The 22,019-nt window shown below is 57.1% G+C and carries 22 protein-coding genes; 8 read left to right on the top strand and 14 right to left on the bottom strand.

What is annotated here, in order from left to right; translation table 11 throughout:
* Window positions 1-59: 59 nt before the first annotated feature.
* On the bottom strand, window positions 60-113 hold the full coding sequence (mgtL, locus tag ETG88_RS22590; protein ID WP_220186778.1) for a mgtA regulatory leader peptide MgtL: 54 nt from the start codon (window positions 111-113) through the stop codon (window positions 60-62).
* 191 nt (window positions 114-304) lie between these two features.
* On the opposite strand from mgtL, the gene treR reads away from it, so the two are divergent.
* The 5 genes from treR (at window position 305) to nrdG (ending at window position 7,552) form a co-directional block, all read left to right on the top strand.
* The gene (treR, locus tag ETG88_RS15380; protein ID WP_100777823.1) at window positions 305-1,252 is read left to right on the top strand and encodes a trehalose operon repressor TreR; all 948 of its coding nucleotides are present in this window, start codon (window positions 305-307) and stop codon (window positions 1,250-1,252) included.
* Window positions 1,253-1,377: 125 nt separating this feature from the next.
* The gene (treB, locus tag ETG88_RS15375) at window positions 1,378-2,796 is read left to right on the top strand and encodes a PTS trehalose transporter subunit IIBC (protein WP_181827912.1); all 1,419 of its coding nucleotides are present in this window, start codon (window positions 1,378-1,380) and stop codon (window positions 2,794-2,796) included.
* Between the two features lie 51 nt (window positions 2,797-2,847).
* Window positions 2,848-4,503 carry an alpha,alpha-phosphotrehalase gene (gene treC, locus ETG88_RS15370; protein WP_129035714.1) on the top strand — a complete coding sequence of 552 codons (1,656 nt, stop codon included), beginning with the start codon at window positions 2,848-2,850 and terminating at the stop codon, window positions 4,501-4,503.
* A gap of 375 nt (window positions 4,504-4,878) precedes the next feature.
* On the top strand, window positions 4,879-7,017 hold the full coding sequence (gene nrdD / locus ETG88_RS15360) for an anaerobic ribonucleoside-triphosphate reductase (RefSeq protein ID WP_100777827.1): 2,139 nt from the start codon (window positions 4,879-4,881) through the stop codon (window positions 7,015-7,017).
* Between the two features lie 70 nt (window positions 7,018-7,087).
* On the top strand, window positions 7,088-7,552 hold the full coding sequence (gene nrdG / locus ETG88_RS15355; protein WP_129035713.1) for an anaerobic ribonucleoside-triphosphate reductase-activating protein: 465 nt from the start codon (window positions 7,088-7,090) through the stop codon (window positions 7,550-7,552).
* Between the two features lie 32 nt (window positions 7,553-7,584).
* Here nrdG and ETG88_RS15350 read toward each other — a convergent pair whose 3' ends face one another.
* The 10 genes from ETG88_RS15350 to ETG88_RS15305 form a co-directional block, all read right to left on the bottom strand.
* Window positions 7,585-9,495, bottom strand: a complete 1,911-nt coding sequence (locus tag ETG88_RS15350; protein WP_129035712.1) for a BglG family transcription antiterminator — start codon at window positions 9,493-9,495, stop codon at window positions 7,585-7,587.
* Between the two features lie 19 nt (window positions 9,496-9,514).
* Window positions 9,515-10,660 (bottom strand): lactonase family protein, encoded by a 1,146-nt coding sequence (locus ETG88_RS15345; protein WP_129035711.1) that lies wholly within the window; start codon window positions 10,658-10,660, stop codon window positions 9,515-9,517.
* A 77-nt stretch (window positions 10,661-10,737) separates the two neighbouring features.
* Window positions 10,738-11,478, bottom strand: coding sequence for a 2-dehydro-3-deoxy-phosphogluconate aldolase (gene dagF, locus ETG88_RS15340; protein ID WP_129035710.1), 741 nt, complete (start codon window positions 11,476-11,478; stop codon window positions 10,738-10,740).
* The gene (locus tag ETG88_RS15335) at window positions 11,475-12,593 is read right to left on the bottom strand and encodes a DgaE family pyridoxal phosphate-dependent ammonia lyase (RefSeq protein ID WP_129035709.1); all 1,119 of its coding nucleotides are present in this window, start codon (window positions 12,591-12,593) and stop codon (window positions 11,475-11,477) included. Before ETG88_RS15335 ends, dagF begins: the two co-directional genes overlap by 4 nt.
* Window positions 12,577-13,710 carry an amidohydrolase/deacetylase family metallohydrolase gene (locus ETG88_RS15330; RefSeq protein WP_129035708.1) on the bottom strand — a complete coding sequence of 378 codons (1,134 nt, stop codon included), beginning with the start codon at window positions 13,708-13,710 and terminating at the stop codon, window positions 12,577-12,579. Before ETG88_RS15330 ends, ETG88_RS15335 begins: the two co-directional genes overlap by 17 nt.
* 42 nt (window positions 13,711-13,752) lie before the next feature.
* Window positions 13,753-14,394 carry a DUF4310 family protein gene (locus ETG88_RS15325; RefSeq protein ID WP_095280544.1) on the bottom strand — a complete coding sequence of 214 codons (642 nt, stop codon included), beginning with the start codon at window positions 14,392-14,394 and terminating at the stop codon, window positions 13,753-13,755.
* 13 nt (window positions 14,395-14,407) lie between these two features.
* Window positions 14,408-15,184, bottom strand: coding sequence for a DUF4311 domain-containing protein (locus ETG88_RS15320; protein ID WP_095280543.1), 777 nt, complete (start codon window positions 15,182-15,184; stop codon window positions 14,408-14,410).
* 22 nt (window positions 15,185-15,206) lie between these two features.
* Window positions 15,207-15,506, bottom strand: coding sequence for a DUF4312 family protein (locus ETG88_RS15315; protein WP_100777834.1), 300 nt, complete (start codon window positions 15,504-15,506; stop codon window positions 15,207-15,209).
* Window positions 15,507-15,508: 2 nt separating this feature from the next.
* Window positions 15,509-15,871, bottom strand: coding sequence for an SFCGS family glycine-rich protein (locus tag ETG88_RS15310; protein ID WP_100777835.1), 363 nt, complete (start codon window positions 15,869-15,871; stop codon window positions 15,509-15,511).
* Window positions 15,872-15,882: 11 nt separating this feature from the next.
* On the bottom strand, window positions 15,883-16,221 hold the full coding sequence (locus ETG88_RS15305; RefSeq protein WP_100777836.1) for a glycine dehydrogenase: 339 nt from the start codon (window positions 16,219-16,221) through the stop codon (window positions 15,883-15,885).
* 412 nt (window positions 16,222-16,633) lie between these two features.
* Here ETG88_RS15305 and ETG88_RS15300 point away from each other — a divergent pair, with 412 nt between their 5' ends.
* Window positions 16,634-16,789, top strand: coding sequence for a Hok/Gef family protein (locus ETG88_RS15300; protein WP_100777837.1), 156 nt, complete (start codon window positions 16,634-16,636; stop codon window positions 16,787-16,789).
* Window positions 16,790-16,858: 69 nt separating this feature from the next.
* Here the strand turns inward: ETG88_RS15300 and cybC are convergent, their stop codons facing one another.
* Window positions 16,859-17,245 carry a cytochrome b562 gene (gene cybC, locus ETG88_RS15295; RefSeq protein ID WP_100777838.1) on the bottom strand — a complete coding sequence of 129 codons (387 nt, stop codon included), beginning with the start codon at window positions 17,243-17,245 and terminating at the stop codon, window positions 16,859-16,861.
* 101 nt (window positions 17,246-17,346) lie between these two features.
* Entirely contained in the window at window positions 17,347-18,699 is a 1,353-nt protein-coding gene (pmbA, locus tag ETG88_RS15290; protein ID WP_100777839.1) for a metalloprotease PmbA, read from the bottom strand.
* Window positions 18,700-18,793: 94 nt separating this feature from the next.
* On the opposite strand from pmbA, the gene yjgA reads away from it, so the two are divergent.
* Entirely contained in the window at window positions 18,794-19,345 is a 552-nt protein-coding gene (gene yjgA, locus ETG88_RS15285) for a ribosome biogenesis factor YjgA (protein ID WP_095280536.1), read from the top strand.
* Window positions 19,346-19,408: 63 nt separating this feature from the next.
* On the opposite strand, the gene mpl is transcribed toward yjgA, so the two are convergent.
* Entirely contained in the window at window positions 19,409-20,785 is a 1,377-nt protein-coding gene (gene mpl / locus ETG88_RS15280; protein WP_102104471.1) for a UDP-N-acetylmuramate:L-alanyl-gamma-D-glutamyl-meso-diaminopimelate ligase, read from the bottom strand.
* A 198-nt stretch (window positions 20,786-20,983) separates the two neighbouring features.
* On the opposite strand from mpl, the gene fbp reads away from it, so the two are divergent.
* Window positions 20,984-21,982, top strand: a complete 999-nt coding sequence (fbp, locus tag ETG88_RS15275; protein WP_100777841.1) for a class 1 fructose-bisphosphatase — start codon at window positions 20,984-20,986, stop codon at window positions 21,980-21,982.
* Window positions 21,983-22,019: the final 37 nt, after the last annotated feature.

Genomic DNA, 22,019 nt, shown 5'->3' with positions numbered 1-22,019 from the left:
AATAGGACGGGTAACGTCACTGCCTCACACATCACCGGTGAGACAGCGAAAAGGCTGGCTTACCGGAAAGGACTCAGTCTCCATGACTGGAGAGGGGTGGGATCGGGATCCATACGGCCTCCGGTAAGTGAAAAAAGGGGTTATCACCGCGCAGTTATGGGTTTTAACCATACCGTTAGTGGCGGTTCGGGCGGTATGATACGCCCGCAGATTTAAACCGTACATATACCAGACTTTGCTCATTGCGAATTAAATCGTAAGCAGTAGTCTCAATTGACGACCATGCTGTTACAGGGAATAAAGGATGCAGAATCGCCTGACCATTAAAGACATCGCCCGTTTAAGCGGCGTGGGGAAATCCACCGTGTCGCGCGTACTGAACAACGAAAGTGGCGTCAGTGAACGCACGCGCGAGCGCGTCGAGGCGGTGATGAATCAGCACGGTTTTTCTCCTTCCCGTTCCGCGCGCGCCATGCGCGGACAGAGCGACAAAGTGGTCGCCATTATTGTTTCGCGTCTCGATTCCCTGTCGGAAAATCTGGCGGTGCAAACCATGCTCCCCGCCTTTTACGAGCAAGGTTACGATCCGATCATGATGGAGAGCCAGTTCTCGCCTCAGCTGGTGGAAGAGCATCTTGGGATGCTGCAACGACGCAATATCGACGGCGTGGTGCTGTTTGGGTTTACCGGCATTCAGGATGAAATTCTGAAACCCTGGCAGGCCTCGCTGGTGCTGCTGGCGCGCGACGCCAGCGGCTTTGCCTCCGTCTGCTACGACGACGAAGGGGCGATCCTTACCCTGATGCAGCGCCTGTACGAGCAGGGCCATCGCCATATCAGTTTCCTCGGCGTGCCGCACAGCGACGTCACCACCGGCAAGCGCCGACACGAAGCCTATCTCGCGTTTTGCAAACAGCACGCTCTCCCGGCGGTGGCCTCTTTACCTGGTCTGGCAATGAAACAGGGCTACGAACAGGTGGCAAGCGTGCTCACCCCGCAAACCACCGCCCTTATCTGCGCCACAGATACCCTCGCGCTGGGCGCCAGCAAGTATTTGCAGGAGCAGCGCATCGACACTATCCAGCTCGCGAGCGTCGGCAGCACACCGCTGATGAAGTTCCTGCATCCGGAGATTGTCACCGTCGATCCGGGCTACGCCGAAGCGGGCCGTCAGGCGGCGATGCAGCTGATTGAGCAGATAAACGGTCGCTCTGAACCACGCCAAATCGTTATCCCCGCCCATATTTCTTAACCCTCCGAAAACGGATTATTGTGATCCTCACCCAATTTCGGGAACGTTCCCATTTTCAGCGTCTCGCTCAAAGAGTAGGCTTGCGTCCAGGTCATTACCCTCCACATCTGTCATGAGGCTTCATGATGAGCAAAGTTAAACAAACTGATATCGACCAGTTGATCGTTCTGGTTGGGGGACGCGAGAATATCGCCACCGTCAGCCACTGCATTACCCGTCTGCGTTTTGTGCTGAACGATCCGGCCAAAGCCAATCCGAAGGCTATCGAAGAGCTGTCGATGGTCAAAGGCTGCTTTACCAACGCCGGGCAATTCCAGGTGGTGATTGGCACAGAAGTGGGTGATTACTATCACGCGCTGCTGGCGACCACCGGGCATTCGTCGGCAGATAAAGAGCAGGCCAAGAAAGCGGCGCGCCAGAATATGAAATGGCACGAGCAGCTGATCTCCCACTTCGCGGAAATCTTCTTCCCGCTGCTGCCAGCGCTGATCAGCGGAGGTCTGATCCTCGGTTTCCGCAACGTGATTGGCGACGTGCCAATGAGCGACGGCAAAACCCTGGCGCAGCTTTACCCCGCGCTGCAGAGCATCTATGACTTCCTGTGGCTGATTGGCGAGGCGATCTTCTTCTATCTGCCGGTCGGGATCTGCTGGTCGGCGGTGCGTAAAATGGGCGGCACGCCGATTCTCGGCATCGTGCTCGGCGTAACGCTGGTCTCTCCGCAGTTAATGAACGCTTACTTACTTGGCCAACAGGTGCCGGAAGTGTGGAACTTCGGCCTGTTTACCATCGCTAAAGTGGGTTATCAGGCGCAGGTTATTCCCGCCCTGCTGGCCGGTCTCGCACTCGGCTTTATTGAGACGCGCCTGAAACGGATCGTCCCGGATTACCTCTATCTGGTGGTCGTGCCGGTCTGCTCGCTGATTCTGGCCGTGTTCCTCGCCCATGCGTTTATCGGTCCGTTTGGCCGCATGATTGGCGATGGCGTGGCCTTCGCGGTGCGTCACCTGATGACCGGCAGCTTCGCCCCGATTGGCGCTGCGCTGTTTGGCTTCCTCTATGCGCCGCTGGTGATTACCGGTGTGCATCAGACTACGCTCGCCATCGACATGCAGATGATTCAAAGCCTCGGCGGTACGCCGGTCTGGCCGATTATCGCCCTGTCGAACATTGCTCAGGCGTCGGCGGTCACTGGGATTATCCTGGTCAGCCGTAAACACAACGAGCGTGAAATCTCGGTGCCGGCAGCCATCTCCGCCTATCTCGGCGTGACCGAACCGGCGATGTACGGTATCAACCTGAAATACCGCTTCCCGATGCTGTGCGCGATGATCGGCTCAGGCCTGGCGGGGCTGCTGTGTGGGCTGAACGGCGTGATGGCGAACGGCATCGGCGTCGGTGGCCTGCCGGGTATCCTCTCTATTCAGCCGTCCTACTGGCAGGTGTTCGCCCTGGCCATGGCGGTGGCGATTATCGTCCCGATGGCGCTGACCACGGTTATCTATCAGCGCAAGTTCCGTCAGGGCACGCTGCAGATTGTTTAACGTCTTCTTTCGGGGCGCAGTTGCGCCCCTTCGCATTTGCAGGAACGCATTATGAATACCCTTCCGCACTGGTGGCAAAACGGTGTCATCTATCAGATTTACCCAAAGAGTTTTCAGGACACCACCGGACGTGGTACCGGTGATTTACGCGGCGTCACGCAGCGTCTGGACTACCTGAAAACCCTCGGCGTGGATGCCCTCTGGCTGACGCCATTCTATATTTCCCCGCAGATCGATAACGGCTACGACGTGGCGAACTATACCGCCATCGATCCGGCCTACGGCACGCTGGATGATTTTGACGAACTGGTGAAACAGGCCCATGCGCGCGGCATCCGTCTGGTGCTCGACATGGTGCTCAACCACACCTCCACGCAGCACGCGTGGTTCCGCGAATCTCTCAATAAAGAGAGCCCGTACCGTGAGTTCTATATCTGGCGTGACGGTACGCCGGACGCGCTGCCGAACAACTGGCGCTCCAAATTTGGTGGCAACGCCTGGCGCTGGCACGCCGAGAGTGAGCAGTATTATCTGCACCTTTTCGCCCCCGAGCAGGCGGATCTGAACTGGGAAAACCCGCAGGTCCGCAGCGAGCTGAAAAAAGTGTGCGAGTTCTGGGCCGATCGCGGCGTGGACGGCCTGCGTCTCGACGTGATTAACCTGATCTCCAAGGACCAGGATTTCCCGGACGATAACCTCGGCGATGGCCGCCGTTTCTATACTGACGGCCCGCGCGCCCATGAATATTTGCAGGAGATGAGCCGGGATGTGTTCACCCCGCGCAACCTGATGACCGTGGGCGAGATGTCCTCCACCTCGCTGGAAAATTGCCAGCAATACGCCGCGCTCGACGGGCGCGAACTGTCGATGACCTTTAACTTCCATCACCTGAAAGTCGATTACCCGAACGGCGAAAAGTGGACACTCGCGAAGCCCGATTACGTGGCGCTGAAAACCCTGTTCAGCCACTGGCAGCAAGGGATGCATGGCGTTGCGTGGAACGCTCTGTTCTGGTGTAACCACGATCAGCCGCGCATCGTTTCGCGCTTTGGCGACGAGGGGGAATACCGCACCACCTCCGCCAAAATGCTGGCAATGGTGCTGCACGGCATGCAGGGCACGCCGTACATCTACCAGGGGGAAGAGATCGGCATGACCAACCCGCACTTCGTCCGTATCACCGATTATCGCGATGTTGAGAGCCACAACATGTTCGCCGAACAGCGGGCAAAGGGGCGCGATGCAGAGGAACTTCTGGCGATTCTGGCGAGTAAATCCCGCGACAACAGCCGCACGCCGATGCAGTGGGATGCCACCCCGAACGGCGGTTTTACCACCGGCGAGCCGTGGATCGATCTGTGCGATAACGTCGCAACCCTCAACGTTGACGCGGCGCTCAGCGATCCCGACTCCGTGTTTTATACCTATCAGTCGCTGATCGCTCTGCGCAAATCGCTGCCGCTGCTGACCTGGGGCGACTATCAGGATCTGCTGCCGACGCATTCTTCCCTGTGGTGTTACCGCCGCCAGTGGCAGGGGCAGACGCTGATCGTGGTCGCTAACCTGAGTCATGAATGCCAGGCGTGGCAGCCGGACGCCCTCAGCGGCGACTGGCGCGTGGTGCTCAGCAACTACGCCGAAGTCGCCAGCCAACCCGCCGCGATGACACTGCGTCCGTTTGAGGCGGTGTGGTGGCTGCAGGCGTAGTACAAAATGCCGGGCAGCGCTGCGTTTGCCCGGCAATATTTTACTGTTTTTGTTGAATATTTAATCAGATTTTTCCTGCCCGGATTTACAATCGCTGTAGTGCCCGCCGTTTGTACTCTCGTCTTTTTACTTTGTTCTGAATCAAAAAAATCGCAAACATGTTTGATGCAAATCACTACATATAGAACTTAAAATGCACGCCGACCCAACATATTGTATTTATCGTCTACTATTCCAACAAGACAACGGCGACGACGCCGGCCGGAATTGTGGATAACAAGCGTCGGGAACGAGGGAAGTGACTGAGGCATCGGGACTTGCGTCCTATGCAGCCTTCCCCACCTCTGTGGATAACCTGTTTTTAATGGAGTGATCATGACACCGCATGTGATGAAACGAGATGGCTGTAAAGTGCCGTTTAAATCAGAGCGCATCAAAGAAGCGATTCTGCGTGCAGCTAAAGCAGCGGGAGTCGATGACGCAGATTACTGCGCCACCGTCGCAGAAATCGTCAGTAGCCAGATGAATGAGCGCAGTCAGGTGGATATCAACGAGATCCAGACTGCGGTAGAAAACCAGCTGATGTCCGGCCCGTACAAGCAGCTGGCGCGCGCCTACATTGAGTACCGTCACGACCGTGACATCCAGCGTGAAAAGCGCGGTCGCCTGAATCAGGAGATCCGTGGCCTGGTCGAGCAGACCAACTCTGCGCTACTGAATGAAAACGCCAACAAAGACAGCAAAGTGATCCCGACCCAGCGCGACCTGCTGGCCGGTATCGTCGCCAAGCACTATGCCCGTCAGCATCTGCTGCCGCGCGACGTGGTGCAGGCCCATGAACGCGGTGAGATCCACTACCACGATCTCGACTACTCCCCGTTCTTCCCGATGTTCAACTGTATGCTGATCGATCTGAAAGGCATGCTGACCCACGGCTTTAAAATGGGCAACGCCGAGATTGAGCCGCCAAAATCCATCTCTACTGCCACGGCGGTAACCGCGCAAATCATCGCCCAGGTCGCCAGCCATATTTACGGCGGCACCACCATTAACCGCATCGACGAAGTGCTGGCACCCTTTGTCACCGAGAGCTTTAACAAGCATCGCAAAGTGGCGCAAGAGTGGCAGATCCCGGACGCGGACGGCTATGCCCGCTCCCGCACCGAGAAAGAGTGCTACGACGCGTTCCAGTCTCTGGAATACGAAGTGAACACCCTGCACACCGCCAACGGCCAGACGCCGTTTGTAACCTTCGGTTTTGGTCTGGGGACCAGCTGGGAGTCGCGTCTGATTCAGCAGTCGATTTTACGCAATCGTATTTCGGGCCTCGGCAAAAACCGCAAAACCGCGGTGTTCCCAAAACTGGTCTTCGCCATTCGCGATGGCCTGAATCACAAGTTTGGTGATGCGAACTACGACATCAAACAGCTGGCGCTGGAATGCGCGAGCAAGCGCATGTATCCGGATATTCTGAACTACGACCAGGTGGTGAAAGTCACGGGTTCGTTCAAAACCCCGATGGGCTGCCGCAGCTTCCTCGGTGTGTATGAAAATGAAAACGGCGAGCAGGTACATGAAGGCCGCAACAACATCGGCGTGATCAGCCTCAACCTGCCGCGCATTGCGCTGGAAGCGAAGGGTGACGAAGCCGCGTTCTGGACCCTGCTCGACGAACGTCTGCAGCTGGCGCGTAAAGCGCTGATGACCCGTATTGCGCGTCTGGAAGGAGTAAAAGCGCGCGTGGCGCCGATCCTCTATATGGAAGGTGCCTGTGGCGTGCGCCTGAAAGCGGACGATGACGTTTCTGAAATCTTCAAGAACGGCCGCGCGTCAATTTCGCTGGGGTATATCGGCATCCACGAAACCATCAACGCCCTGTTTGGCAATCAGCACATGTATGACAGCGAAGCCCTGCGCGCGAAAGGCATCGCTATCGTTCAGCGCCTGCGCGATGCGGTAGACCAGTGGAAAGACGAAACGGGCTACGGCTTTAGCCTCTACAGCACGCCGAGCGAAAACCTGTGCGATCGCTTCTGCCGTCTGGATACCGCCGAGTTTGGCGTGGTGAACGGCGTGACCGACAAAGGCTACTACACCAACAGCTTCCACCTCGACGTGGAGAAAAAGGTCAATCCGTACGACAAGATCGACTTTGAAGCGGCCTACCCGCCGGTGGCGAACGGTGGCTTTATCTGTTACGGCGAGTACCCGAACATTCAGCACAACCTGAAAGCGCTGGAAGACGTGTGGGATTACAGCTATCAGCATGTGCCGTATTACGGCACCAACACGCCGATCGACGAGTGCTACGAGTGCGGTTTCACCGGTGAATTCGAATGTACCAGCAAGGGCTTTACCTGTCCGAAATGCGGTAACCACGACGCCGCGCGTGTCTCCGTGACCCGCCGCGTCTGTGGTTACCTCGGCAGCCCGGACGCACGTCCGTTCAACGCCGGTAAGCAGGAAGAAGTGAAGCGCCGCGTGAAACATTTGGGGAATGGCCAGATCGGGTAATCCTCTGCCGCGCTGATGCCGGGTGAGCAAGAGCAGCCAGCGCGGGCATTGCGATAATTGAGAAGCGAAAATGAATTATCACCAGTATTATCCCGTCGACATCGTTAACGGCCCGGGCACCCGCTGCACGCTGTTTGTGTCCGGATGCGTTCACGAATGCCCTGGCTGCTACAACAAAAGCACCTGGCGTCTGAACTCGGGGCTGCCGTTTGACGACGAGATGGAAAACCGGATTATCAGGGATCTGAACGACACGCGGATCCCGCGCCAGGGGATCTCCCTCTCCGGCGGCGATCCGCTCCATCCGCAGAACGTGCCGCACATTCTGAAACTGGTGAAACGCATTCGAAAAGAGTGCGCGGGGAAGGATATCTGGGTGTGGACCGGCTATAAGCTGGATGAGCTAAACGACGCTCAGATGGAAATCGTCGACCTGATTAACGTGCTGGTGGATGGTAAGTTCGTGCAGGATTTGAAAGACCCGGCGCTGATTTGGCGCGGCAGCAGCAACCAGGTTGTACATCATTTGCGATAAACCGTGGGCGGAGACGTTTTCCGCCCATCGCCTCAAAAACGACTCAAACTCTCCATCGCCACCGTTTTGAATTCTGCAAAATCACGGCAGCCGCACAGGCGCGTCATCGCCCGCTCGCGCAGGAAGGTGACGAAAATATCGTAAATCGCCATCGCCTCTTCGTATTCGCTTTTGCTGATCGCCAGCAGGAAAATCACGTGCGCCGTTTCGTCGCCCCACTTTATTCCCTGCGGAGCCAGTACGGTGTAGACCACGGTTTTTTGCGCCAGCAGACCGAGGGAGTGCGGCAGCGCGATACCGTCGCCGAGCATGGTGCTGACGATGGCTTCACGTTCGACCACCGAGTCTAGAAACTCCGCGTCGACAAACCCTTCCTCACACAGTTGCCCGCACAGTTCCTGGAACAAGGTTTGCTGATCACTGTTTGAATCAATCACGCGGAAATGGTCGGCGTCGAAGTATTTTTCCAGCATCCACGGACGGGTGCGATCCACCAGCACCAGCTTGCCGATCTGCTCCAGCTGATAGTCGGTCGGGAACGGCGCGATCTGTACCACCGGTTTCGCTTTTTCACTGATGCGGGCGGTGGAGATCACGAAATCCTCGCTGATGCTTTCCGCCAGCTCGTACTCGCGCAGAGTGACGGTGCGCGTCACTTCCACCTGCGGGTATTTGCGCTGCAGCACCGCTTCAATCATGCGCGCCATCGCATTCCCGGCATCGCACACCAGCAGGACGCGCGGCTGACGCTGATAGCCGACGTTGTAATGCCTCTCCAGCCCGACGCCGATGTGCAGCACCAGAAAACCAATCTCGTTTTCGCTGATCACGTACGGCGTGTATTTCCCCCAGCCGGAGACCGCTGCCAGGGTCATATCCCACGCCATCGGGTAGTGCTGTTTGATGTTATCCAGCAACGGATTGGGGATCATGATTTGGTAGCGCACGCGGGTGATCATGGTTTTGATATGTGTCAGCAAATCCGCATGCAGCTGGGCGTCGTTCAGCAGGTTGTAGTTATAGTGGGTGTTAATGTAGCGCAGGATATAGTTCACCAGCGCTTCGTCGTCGTCAGCGTTAATCGCGCTCGGGGCGATCTCCTGAATCTGGCGCGCGGCGATGTGGACACAAAGCCAGTTCTCCTCTGACGGTGAGAGCACTTTATCCGCCAGCCGGGCAATGGCCGCAGCAATATCCCGCGCGGCGTCACGCACGTTCTCTTCGACATCCTCGGCGTTAAATTCCGGCAGCGGATAGCCTTCGCTGATGCGGCGCACGGACACGGCGCAGTAGAGCCGTACAAACAGCTCGCCTTCATCCGTGAGACGAATGTGATGGCGCGTGAGGGTGTCATGCAGCACCATGACCAGCTGCTCCGGCACACCCGCATTCAGGGCGACTTCGGTCACCAGCGGATTGAGGCTGTCCTGCTGCGCCAGCTCCCACAGCAAATCCGTCAGGCAGGCCCGAATCGACATCTCACTGCCGAACAGTTTCATGCCGTGGCGCGGGCGCGTTTCCAGCGTCAGGCTGTAGCGGTGGAAGCACTCTCGCACCTCCACCATGTCGTTTTGCAGGGTCGCGCGGCTGACAAACCATTCATCAGCCAAATCTTCCAGCTTTAACGAAAAAGCAGAGGTGAGAAAACGTACCACCAGATAATGCACGCGCTCCTGTCCGGTGCGCGGGATCCGCAGCGCGCGCGGGCGAGAATCCTGCAACGACTGATAGCGCGCGGCATCGTCAATCTTGAGCTGATAGCCGTTGCCGCGGCTGAGAATAAACTGCGCGCCGTGGCCTGCCAGCAGCGCGTTCAGGGCGGTGATGTCCGCCCGCACGGTACGTGTGGATACCGACAGCCGCTGCGCCAGCTCGTCCTGCGGCAGCGTCTCGTTTTGCAACAGATCGAACAGTTGCGCTAAACGTTGGTTCGGAAATCGCACGTCTTTATCCTCTTACGGCTCATGGCCCGGTTGAAATGACCATCTGTGATGGGCTGCCGACCGGCGTGTAGTCCGGTTCGAAGCTTAGCTTGCCATCGGGTGCAACGCGAAAACGGGTGATGTTATCGCTGCGCTGATTCATAACGTACAGCCAGCGGCCCTGCTTATCCAGGGTCAGAGAGCGTGGGTAATCGCCACGGGTCCAGACATCCTCCTGATGCACCAGCGTGCCCTCGGCCGTTACCCTAAAGTGCGCGATGCTGTTATGCAAACGGTTCGCGACGTACAGCTGCTGGCCATCAGCGCTCAACGCCAGCCCTGCGGCAAAACTGGTGCCTTTATACTCTTTCGGCAGGGAAGAGATCGTTTTGCCCTCTTTCAGCGTGCCGGTGGCCTGATCCAGAGCATACCAGCTCAGGGTCGAGGACTCTTCGTTGATCAGCCACAGGCCATCGCCTTTCGGCGTAAAGACAAAATGGCGCGGCCCGGCACCTTTAGACGAGGCGTTGATAAACGGCGGCTCGTTTGGGGTGAGCTTTCCGCGTTGAGTGTCAAAACGATACTGATAGATCCGATCCAGACCGAGATCCGTCGAAAAAACATATTTCCCGCTCGGATCGGCGGCGATCATATGGGCGTGAGGGCCGTTATGATCGCTTACGGCAAAACTGCCTTCGACAGCCGCTTCCGGTTTCGCCGCACCGGGTTCGCCCTGATCCTGATGGGTGTCCGTTGCCTCTCCCAGACTGCCGTCAGCCTTCACGGGCAGCACCGCAATCGAGCCGCTGACATAGTTCGCCACCAGCAGATGACGCCCCTCTGGCGTCAGGGACACATACACAGGTCCCGCCCCGCCGGACGCCACCTGATTCAGCTCGGTCAGTTCACCGCTTGCCCCGATGCGTAACGCCTGAATCACCCCTTTCTCCGCTTCGCTCGCCAGATAGAGGGTTTTGCCATCGTGCGAAACCGTAAGCTGCGCCGCGTTGGGTAACTGGCTCACGAGGGTTTTCTCCCCGAGCGAACCATTGTTGGGATCGACCGTAAAACGGTACAGCCCTTCGCCGTTCGGGTTGTAGGTGCCGACCCAGGCGTACTGGGGTTGTGCGACGGCGGCGGTGGCAAGCAGGGAGAGTGAAGCGACGAGCAGGTGATGGGTGTGCATTGCGGCTCCTGGTGTTGTGCGGTTTGATGCCCTCACCCGACCCTCTCCCAAGGGAGAGGGTTCAGGCGCGGCGAGAACTACTTGACCAACGTCTTCGTCATTTCCAGCAGCGTGCGCACGTCCTCAGGACGGGTATCGCCGCTGGCTTTGTCGATAATCGAGCTATAAATATGCGGAATGATTTTGCTCACACCTGCGTCGAGGGCGATCTGCAGGATCTCCTCGAAGTTTTCCAGATCGATACCGCCGGTTGGCTCCAGCCAGAAATCGTGGCGGGCACAGGCTTCGGCAACGGCCTGGTATTCGTCACGGCATTTCAGACCGCCCATCGGGAAGTATTTGATGGAGCTGCCGCCGAAATCTTTCAGCAGGGCAATCGCCGTCTCAACCGGGACGATACCGTCCGGTGCCGCGCTGCTCAGCGGGCCGGTGGAGATTTTGACCATTCCGACGGTTCCCGTTGGCGAGACCAGACCATTAACCACCGACGCATTCTGACCCAGCAGTGCGCGGCTGGTCGCCACACCGGTGAACACCTGGTTGACGTGCTGCGGCTGCACCTGGCGAGAGATTTCGCTGACCATCGCCGACTGGTTCGGATCGCCCGCCCCGAGTCCGACGGAGAGAGCGTTGTCGATTAGCGCTGCATACTCGCGCATATCAGCGACGGCACTCGCCACATCAGGATAGTTTTTGGAGAGCACGCCCACCAGCACATGGCCTTCTGCGGCTTCATAGATCCCGCTGGCGTTGGCTTTGGAACCGGCCAGCACGTTTAGACACACGCGGTCACGATAAAAATTGGGGGTCAGTTTCATGCTTGTTTCTCCTGGCTTAAGACTTCGCGGATGCGGCGATAGACAATATTCAGCTGATCGGCGCTGACGCTGCGCACATCCGCTTCGATAATCCCTTCGTTGGCCTTGTAGCCACGGAAATAGATCGCGTATTCGCCCTGCTTGAGCTGACTGACCAGCTCGCCGGTGCCCACGCCGGTGGTGGCTTCATCGAATTTAATTTCGGTACGAGCGATATCGCGGCCAGCGCTGTCCCATACCACGCGGGCCGTGACGCCGTTAAGCGTATTCAGCGCATCGATAAAGGGCGTCATCTTCGCCACCATCTCTGCTCCGCTCTCTTTGGTCGCCGTCAGATAGTGTTCGATGGCGCAGGTCAGGCCCAGAATCCCCTCTTTGCCCACTTTCATCGCGCGGCCAATACCCGCGGTCTGACGTTTGACCCACTCTACATACTGGGTTTTGCCAATCACCAGGCCGCTGGTTGGCCCTTCGATCGCTTTCGCGCCGCTGTAGATCACCAGATCCGCGCCGGAACGATAGTAGGTATGAAGATCTTCTTCGGCCGCCGCATCGACGATCAGTGGCAGATCGTGTTTTCGCGCGACCACTGCGGCCTGCTCAACGCTGAGCATGCTTTTCTGCACGCAGTGGTGCGATTTGATGTAGAGGATCGCCGCTGTGCGCGGGGTGATCGCCGCCGCCAGCTGATCGGCGGAGCACTCATTGGCGTAACCGGCTTCCACCAGTTTACCGCCGCCGAGCGCAACCATGGTGCCGACCGGTGCGCCAAAGTTGACGTTGTGGCCTTTCGGCAGCACGATTTCGTTGTTCTCAATCGGCGTAACGTGCAGGTTTTCCAGCAGCCAGTCGCTGTCCTTGACCAGCACCGCAGCCACGGATTGGGCAATCCCTGCTGACGCGCACGAGACCACCGTCGCCCCTTCCACGTCCAGCAGCTTCGCGATGTACTCCCCGGTTTTATTCACCAGATCTTTCATTTCGAAGTAGTGGTTCATGCCGTCCATCGCCGCCTGCACCACTTCCGGGCGCGGCGTCGATACCCCCAGCGCGGTCATGCGGCCTGAGGTGTTAATCACCTGTTTTAAATTGTATTTCTCATAAATCGAAGGCATTTTCCGTACTCCCTTGTTCGGTCATATAGCCCTTGCCCGCGCGGATCGCGGCAAGCGGCACCAGAATATGTTCAGCCTGCAGGCTGTCGTTTTCCGCATCCACCAGCAGCGTGGGCTGGCGTTTAACGGTGAACAGCGTCAGGTCGGCATCCAGACCCGGCTGAATGCGGCCTTTATGGGCCAGACGCAGGCCATCGGCGGCGTTCGCGGTGACGCACTCGATCACCTGCGGAAGCGACATGCCGATTGCGAGGAATTTCGACATCACGCTCGCCAGGCTGCCCACCGGGCCGTTAATACGGTTGCGGCAATAAATGTCCGAGCTGATGGTGTGCGGCAGAATGCCCATCGCGATGGCGCGTTTCGCCACTTCAAAGCTAAAGCTTGCGGTACCGTGGCCCACGTCCAGTCGCACGCCACGCTTGAGCGCACGGGTAACGGAGGCGCGCAGTTCGCCCTCTGGCGTCAGAATGCGGTTCGGTTTGCCGTTATAGCAGTGGGTGATGATGTCGCCGGAACTGAGCAGTTCGGCAATCTCGTCGAGATTCGGCGGATTGTTACCGATGTGGACCATCAGCGGCAGTTCGCCGTTCTCTTTCTGAATCGCTTTCGCACGCTCCAGCGGCGTGATGCCGTTTTCGCCGACCACGCTGCTGCTCATGCGCGCTTTCAGGCCGACGATGAAATCCGGGTGGCGTGCAACGGCCTGTTTCACCGCATCGGCATCGATATTGGCCATGTTCGCCAGTTCGTTCTGGGCAATCAGCCCCACGCGGGAGATGTTCAGCAGGGCAAAAACCTCCGTTGAGGCTTTGCGGGTAATTTCGTAGAAGTCGTCCACGTCATCTGCGCCGGTACTGCCCGCGTCCACCACCGAGGTCACGCCCGTGGCGATGCCGACGCTGTCTGGCTCATCGTGGTAGATCGGGGAATTGGGATAGCAGTGAACGTGGGAGTCAATCCAGCCGGCGCTGACAAAGACTTCGCCGTTCAGCTCGACGGTTTTATGTGCGGGAGTGGAAATCTCGCCCAGCGCTGCGATTTTACCGTCCTGGATGGCGATATCGGTCAGGGTATCGTCGGTCAGGCGCGCACGGCGCAGGAGTAAATCAAACATGCGTATCTCCTGAAAGGACGGGCGCGTGAGCGCCCGTGGGAGTTAAAGGGCCACCGGGAACAGCGAACCTAAAATCATGGCGCCGAGGATCGCGCCGCCGGTAATCGGCTTCTGCCAGAGGTAAAACAGCAGCGCGCCGACCAGCGAACCGATACCAATCGGAATAGAGGCGGTCATGGCGCTGAGAATAATCAACGGCCCGAGGAAGCGGCCAGAGGCGTTACCCGCGCCCATCATCACGTCAGCCCCGTAGGTGGAGTTGCTCTGATTGATGGTGAATTTACGCGCCAGAATGATCACGTAGCCAATCGCCAGACCAATCACCAGGCCGGTCGCCAGCGAGGCAATAAAGTTGGTCACCGGGAACATGATCCCCGCGCCCAGCAGCAGCGCCGGAACGCCGAGGCCCACGCCGGTCTGAATCGCACCGCCGATATCCAGGATCCCCACCAGGGAGCCTTCAATGATACGGGCGAACAGGAAGCTTGCGCCGAACGCGGCGACCGCACCGTAAACACCGGTGTCGATACCCGCTTTCAGCATCGCCACGAAAGCCACTTCGTTAAACGCGCCGATGCCGTACAGGTAGTACATGTGCGTCCCGGCGAAGACGCCGGAAGAGAGCAGGCCAACGAAGATCGGGAACGACCAGTCGGCATACCAAAAACCTTTATTCTGTTCCATGTCGAGGCTCCTGTTATTTGCCACTGAGCGAGCTGTGGATCAGATCGAGCCAGTTCGGCACGGTCAGATGGAAGGATTCGATCATCTTCATGTCGAAGCCGCGGAAGAAGCCGCTCAGAACGAACAGCAGCACGATGGCGACCATCATCACTTTGGTGACGTGGTTCCAGCCGCTCTCTTCAACGCCCTTACCGATCAGAATGCCCAGCACCAGACCCGGTACGGCGTTCCCCATAATCAGCTGAGCTGCGCCGCCAAACACGGTCGCCCAGAAGCCCGATTTTTTGCCCGCATCGATAGCCGCCAGCCAGAAAATGACCGGCATCACGGTGTTCACCAGCAGGTTCGCTGCCGGAACCAGCACCTTCACGGCGGTGACCTGCAGGGCTGCCGGAACGGACGAGGCGGTGAGGTTAAGGAAGGTGACCACGAACATGCCGATGATGCCGCAGGCAATCGCCATTTTGCGTGGGTCGTGCAGTGTTTCGCCCACGTTGCGGTTTTTCAGCATCAGCGCCGCCGCACCCCAGTTCGGGATGATGCGATGGTCAACGTCTTGAGTGAATGCCCCCGCAGCCACTGACGATGCCCAGGCGTTAAAGAAGAACCCCAGACCAAAGGAGAAGTGAGACGCTGGGTCCCCTTCACAGGAGTTCAGTTCCCCCAACGTACGAAACGCGCCCATACCCTGTGTGGTAGGCGCATGAAACATGCGTGCAGCCCCGGCGCCCACGCCGACGCCAACCAGGCCGCCGATGATGAGCGATTTTATTAAAATTATCAGGAACATTAGTCTGCCCTATTAGTAAGAATCAGCGTTGCGTGACAAAGTCCACCTTGTCGAGATTGATGGCGGTCACGTTGACGGTCACATCCAGCTCCACGCTGTAGGTGCGTCTTTCCCGGCGCAAAAAGAAGTACAGAAAAGCTTCCTTACGCACCGCTTCTTGCGCCTGAACAACCTGCACATCCTGTGGCTCAATACGCAGTAAGATATGCGGCGATGCTTTCATCACCGCGGCCTGAACGTGGTTTAGCGCGTCGGCAAAGGCGCGGGATTTCATCTCGCCTTTGCCTTTCACTCTCACCGTGGTGGTGAATTGCTCTTTCATGCTCAGGCGCCGTGCTTCTTCTGCCACGCCTGAACCAGACGCTCGCCCAGCTCTTCTTTATCCATAAAGCCGAAGCCCAGCACGTTGCAGCCTTCGTTAATAGCAGTGACGCCCTCTTCCACTGAACGCATGCCGTATTTCGCTTTGTAGCCATATTTAGTCTGCGCAGTAATTGCACCCGCGCCGCCGCTGCCGCAGAAAGAGATGCCGAAAGTGGCGTTTTCCGCTTTCATGACGTCGCCCAGTTTCATGTCTGCCGCCACGCCTGGCACGACAACCGCACGTCCGCCTGCTTTTTCAACGCCGATAGCCACTTTCTGGCCTTTGCCCAGACGATCGCCAATCACAACAGTAATTTGTTCCATGGTAGTGCTCCTTAAAGGTTGTCTTTCGCGACTTCGAAGTGAACGGAGAGCAGCCAGGCTTCTTCATCAGGAAGGTTGCCAAACTGCGCGACCACTTCGCGGGCAAGCCGCATTGAATCTGCAGAAATTTCGTCAAACAGGTCAGCTTCTACGTCCGGCAGCGGTTCGCCGGTCACGGACCGGTGCGCCATTGCGCGAACGTGGGACGTCAGCATCTGAACCTGGACGTCATTGGGAATGATGTTGTGATGGCGAAGCAGAGTGAATACCTGCTCCAGCATGGTGTCGGCGAGCTGTGCCGTCTGCGCTGCCTGTTCCCCAACGTCGTTCATTACCGCTCCGTTAATCACTCGTCTTACCCCGTTAATGGCTCTGGGATAAAACTAACGCTGGCGGTTATTTGTTTGTAGCGAGTTGTTTTCCACTTCGAAGTGGAAAGGAGAGCGGCACCAGTGATCTGTGCCACATAATTGCGGTGAATATGAATTATCAGCTGGATTTGCGTGATGAATGTCACGCTATTCGGTGGTCAAACGGCAGGAAAGAGAACGAAAAAGTTTACGAGCAGGCTCGTAGAAATGTGAACTGGATAAGGTTTTCTTATGGGGATTCGGTAAAGTGCGCGTGGGTGCTTGAGACTGACCGTCTCATGCATGGGACGGAAAGTGGAAAGCCCCTATCTGAATTTAAATCAGGGTCGGGGCTGGAACAACACGTCTTACCACGTGAAGTAATGCCTTACCCGCTGCCAAGGAGGCATCCATGAAGCAGCAGAAACCGATTATCAGGGCTCTGATGATTGTTGCTTTGACAATAATCATCTTATCTCTGATAAACCGCAAAACGCTTTGCGAAATCCGTTTTCGTCAGGGTTCGCTAGAGTTAGTTGCGCGGATGGACTGCCGCTCCTGGAAGTAAGGAGCTAAATGCGGAGGCAGGGATTATGCCTCCGCTTCACGAGGATGGGCGTACAGCTCAGGCACCCAATTAACGGTACTTTTTGTGGTACTCATTGCGGGTGGTGACAAAGCCGTCAGCCGCGGCCTGTGCCTCTTTGACTTTACCTTCGTTGGCCAGCTTCAGCGCACCGTCGATCTGGCCGACCAGCACGTCAAAACCGTGGCGGAAATCTTTCATTTCGGCGCTGTCGGGAGCTGCGTTTTCCAGCTTCGGCGGCGTCGCTTTTTGCGCGTCGAGCGCGGCGGCGCGCATTTTGGTTAATGCGTCTTTCATTTCCGTCGCATTATCCGTTTTTTGCACCACTTTCAGATTGGTGCTGAGGGTATCCATATTGTCTTCAAGATCGGCGGAGAAGGCAGCCGAACTCATGACCAGCGTTGAAGCGACGACGACGGCTAACAGGCTCTTATACATTGCTCACATCCTTTTTTATTATGAAAAAAGTCATACCTGTCGCATTCGGGGTGCAGGCACGCGCGCACTCAACGCACCTGCTGCCCGAAACAGGACGGGTATTACTGACCGGCGATTTTCATCTCCGGCAACAGCACTGAACCACACTGTATATTGCTGCGCGTTTCAATATCGTTACCGACCGTAACAATATTGCGCCACATATCTTTTAAGTTGCCGGCGATGGTAATTTCGCTCACCGGATACTGAATTTCACCGTTTTCAACCCAGAACCCCGCCGCACCGCGCGAGTAGTCCCCGGTAATACCGCTCACACCCTGGCCCATCAGCTCAGTGACCACCAGACCGGTGCCCATCTGCTTCAGCATCTGTTCAAAACTCAGACCCTGGCCTTCGATGCGCCAGTTGTGGATACCGCCCGCGTGACCGGTGCTTTTCAGCCCCAGCTTGCGCGCAGAGTAGTTGGTCAGCAGCCACTGCGTCAGCACGCCGTCTTTGATGATATCGCGACGCTCCGTGCGCACGCCTTCGCTGTCGAACGGCGTGGACGCCAGCCCTTTCAGCAGGTGCGGATGCTCTTCGATGGTCAGCCATTCCGGCAGGATTTGGGTGCCGAGCGCGTCGAGCAGGAAGGTGGATTTGCGATACACCGCGCCACCTGCAATCGCACCAACCAGATGACCAAACAGGCCAGTTGCCACTTCATTGGCAAAAATCACGGGCGCTTTCATGGTGGAGAGTTTGCGCGGCGACAAACGGGAAAGGGTGCGTTTTGCGCACTCTTCGCCGACCCACTCTGGCGACTGCAAATCGCCCATCGCGCGGCCAATGGTGTAGGCGTAATCACGCTCCATGTCACCGTTCTCTTCTGCAATCACGCAGCTGGAGAGCGAATGACGCGTCGAGCAGTAGCCCTGCAGCATGCCGTGGCTGTTGCCGAATACTTTGATGCCGTAGTGGCTGTTGAAGCTGCCGCCTTCGGTATTCGTGATGCGTTTATCTGCTTTCAGAGAGGCTTGCTCTGCGCGGGCAGCGAACTCGATGGCTTCGTCCGGCGTCACTTCAGCCGGATGGAACAGGTCGAGATCCGGCGCATCAAACGCCAGCAGCTCTTTATCCGCCACGCCTGCGTACGGGTCCGGCGAGGTATAGCGCGCAATATCCAGCGCCGCCTGCACGGTGCGGGCGATCGCATCCGGGCTTAAATCCGTCGAAGAGGCGCTGCCTTTGCGATTCTGGTGATAAACCGTAATCCCCAGCGCGCCGTCACTGTTAAATTCAACGTTTTCCACTTCGCCAAAGCGGGTGCTGACGCTAATGCCCGTGGTCTTGCTGACCGCCACTTCGGCGCCATCGGATTGGCCTGATGCCAGCATCAGTGCGGTGGATACCGCTTCTTCAAGAATCTTACGCTGCGCTTCAACTTGTGAGGTTACTTTCATCGCAAATGCCATACTGTAAGAGGGAGTTATCTGAAGTCTAACAGAGAACCGTTTTTCAGTGCGCGTCTTAACTGGTAACATTAGCCTCTTTTTTAAGGAGCCTGACATGACTAAGCAGCCCGAAGACTGGCTCGACGACGTTCCCGGTGATGACATCGAAGACGAAGATGATGAAATCATCTGGGTCAGTAAAAGTGAAATTAAACGCGACGCCGAAGAGTTAAAGCAACTTGGTGCGGAAATGGTAGAGCTGGGTAAAAACGCGCTGGATAAACTCCCGCTCGACCCGGATCTGCGCGGAGCCATTGAACTGGCCCAACGAATCAAAAAAGAAGGCCGTCGCCGTCAGCTGCAGCTGATCGGTAAAATGCTGCGCCAGCGCGATGTAGAACCGATTCGCCAGGCGCTGGACAAGCTGAAGAACCGCCACAACCAGCAGGTTGCGCTGTTCCATAAGCTGGAACAGATCCGCGACCGCCTGGTCGACAATGGCGACGACGCGGTCGCAGAAGTGTTGAACCTGTGGCCGGACGCCGACCGTCAGCAGTTACGTTCGCTTATCCGTAACGCGAAGAAAGAGAAAGAAGGGAATAAGCCGCCGAAATCTGCGCGCCTGATTTTCCAGTATCTGCGCGAGCTGGCTGAGAACGAAGGTTAAATTATTGCCGGATAACGCTGCACTTATCCGGCCTACGTCCCCGTAGGCCGGACAGCGGTTACTCTACTGCTCTACCGCTTCTGCTTTCTTCGCCAGACCATCCAGCAGTTTCTGATGTATCCCACCAAAACCGCCGTTACTCATCACCAGAATGTGATCGCCCGGCTGTGCCGTTTTTACGATCATATCGGCCAGCGTGTCTACGTCCGCATGCCAGTGCGCAGGCTGCACACAGGCTTCAGCAACTTCCGCGACCTGCCACGGAATATGCTGCGGTTGCAGCAAGAAGACTTCATCCGCACGGCCTAACGACGGTGCGAGATCGTCTTTGCAGATCCCCATTTTCATGGTGTTTGAGCGTGGTTCCAGCACTGCCAGAATACGCGCCGTACCGCCCACTTTGCCGCGCAGGGCAGCCAGCGTAGCGAGGATCGCCGTGGGGTGATGGGCGAAATCGTCGTACACGGTCACGCCGTTGGCTTCGCCGCGCAGTTCGAGACGACGACGGGCGTTGATGAACGAATTGAGCGCATTCGCGGCGTCGGCAGGCAGCACGCCTACGTGACGCGCGGCGGCAATCGCCATCAAACCGTTATGCATGTTGTGTTCGCCGACCAGCTCCCACTTCACTTCACCCACTTTCTCACCGTCCAGCAGCACTTCCCATTCGGAGGCGTCGGTGGTCAGTTTTTTCGCCTGCCAGTGGCCCTGCTCGCCCACCAGCTCCTGCTCGCTCCAGCAGCCCATCGCCATCGTCTGTTTCAGATTGATGTCGTTTTCCGGGTAGATGATGCGGCCCTGCCCCGGCACGATACGCACCAGGTGATGGAACTGTTTCTGAATGGCTTTCAGATCGTCAAAGATATCCGCGTGATCGAACTCAAGGTTGTTAAGGATCAGCGTGCGCGGGCAGTAATGCACGAATTTGGAACGCTTATCAAAGAACGCGCAGTCGTATTCGTCCGCTTCAATCACAAAAAACGGGCTGTCGCCCAGACGCGCGGAGACGTCGAAATTCCCCGGTACGCCGCCGATCACAAAGCCCGGCTTGTAGCCGCAAGCTTCTAAGATCCAGGTCGCCATACCGGCGGTGGTGGTTTTGCCGTGCGTACCGGCAACGGCCAGCACCCAGCGATCGCGCAGCACGAAATCATGCAGCCACTCAGGGCCGGACATGAATGGAATGTTGCGTTCCAGCACCGCTTCCACACACGGATTACCACGGGTCATGGCGTTGCCGATAATCACCAGGTCTGGCTCAGAATCGAGCTGACTGGCGTCATATCCTGAAATCAGGTCGATACCCTGCTTCTCAAGCAACGTGCTCATCGGCGGATACACATTGGCGTCCGAACCTGTCACCTCATGGCCTAAAGAGCGCGCCAGCATCGCCAGTCCGCCCATGAATGTGCCACAAATCCCCAATATATGAATGCGCATACGTCACTATCCCTCTTCTGTGTGGCGCACATTTTACTCACATGTCAGCGCCAGAGAAACGCATTTCAGGTAAATCCGTATTTTGCTGGCGCGATTCACCTCTGCGCTAATATTTGAATGTTTGTTAAGATTGTTGGACTTCAGGCTTTATACGCAACATACGATCGCTTTACTCACATACGATGCAGGGAAAGTGTTATGAAAACGTTAGGTGAATTTATTGTCGAAAAGCAGCACGAGTTCTCTCATGCTACTGGTGAGCTCACTGCTTTGCTGTCGGCAATAAAGCTCGGCGCGAAGATCATCCACCGCGATATCAACAAGGCCGGTCTGGTCGATATCCTGGGTGCCAGCGGTGCCGAAAACGTGCAGGGCGAGGTTCAGCAGAAGCTCGATCTGTTCGCGAATGAAAAACTGAAAGCGGCACTGCGCGCACGCGACATCGTCGCAGGGATCGCCTCCGAAGAAGAAGATGAAATCGTTGTTTTCGAAGGCTGCGAGCATGCTAAATATGTCGTTCTGATGGACCCGCTGGATGGCTCCTCAAACATCGACGTTAACGTTTCTGTCGGCACGATTTTCTCTATCTACCGCCGCGTAACCCCGGTCGGTACGCCGGTCACCGAAGAAGATTTCCTCCAGCCGGGCAGCAAGCAGGTCGCGGCCGGATATGTGGTTTACGGCTCTTCCACCATGCTGGTTTACACCACCGGCTGCGGCGTTCACGCCTTTACTTACGATCCGTCACTGGGCGTGTTCTGCCTGTGCCAGGAGCGTATGCGTTACCCTGCGAGTGGCAGCACCTACTCCATCAACGAAGGTAACTACATCAAATTCCCGAATGGCGTGAAGAAATACATCAAGTTCTGCCAGGAAGAAGATAAGTTAACCCAGCGTCCCTACACCTCGCGCTACATCGGCTCTCTGGTGGCGGATTTCCACCGCAACCTGCTGAAAGGCGGCATCTATCTCTACCCAAGCACCGCCAGCCACCCGGAAGGGAAACTGCGCCTGCTGTACGAATGCAACCCAATGGCGTTCCTGGCCGAACAGGCCGGCGGCAAGGCGAGCGACGGTAAAGAGCGCATTCTGGATATCATCCCGGAAAGCCTGCATCAGCGCCGCTCGTTCTTTGTTGGCAACGATCATATGGTCGAAGACGTTGAGCGTCTGATCCGCGAATACCCGGACGCATAACGTTTTTAACATGGGGAGCGTTGCTCCCCCTTTTTTC

This window comes from Lelliottia nimipressuralis (assembly GCF_004115925.1).
Taxonomy (GTDB): Bacteria; Pseudomonadota; Gammaproteobacteria; order Enterobacterales; family Enterobacteriaceae; genus Enterobacter; species Enterobacter nimipressuralis.
This window is presented reverse-complemented; position numbering and strand designations above follow the sequence as displayed.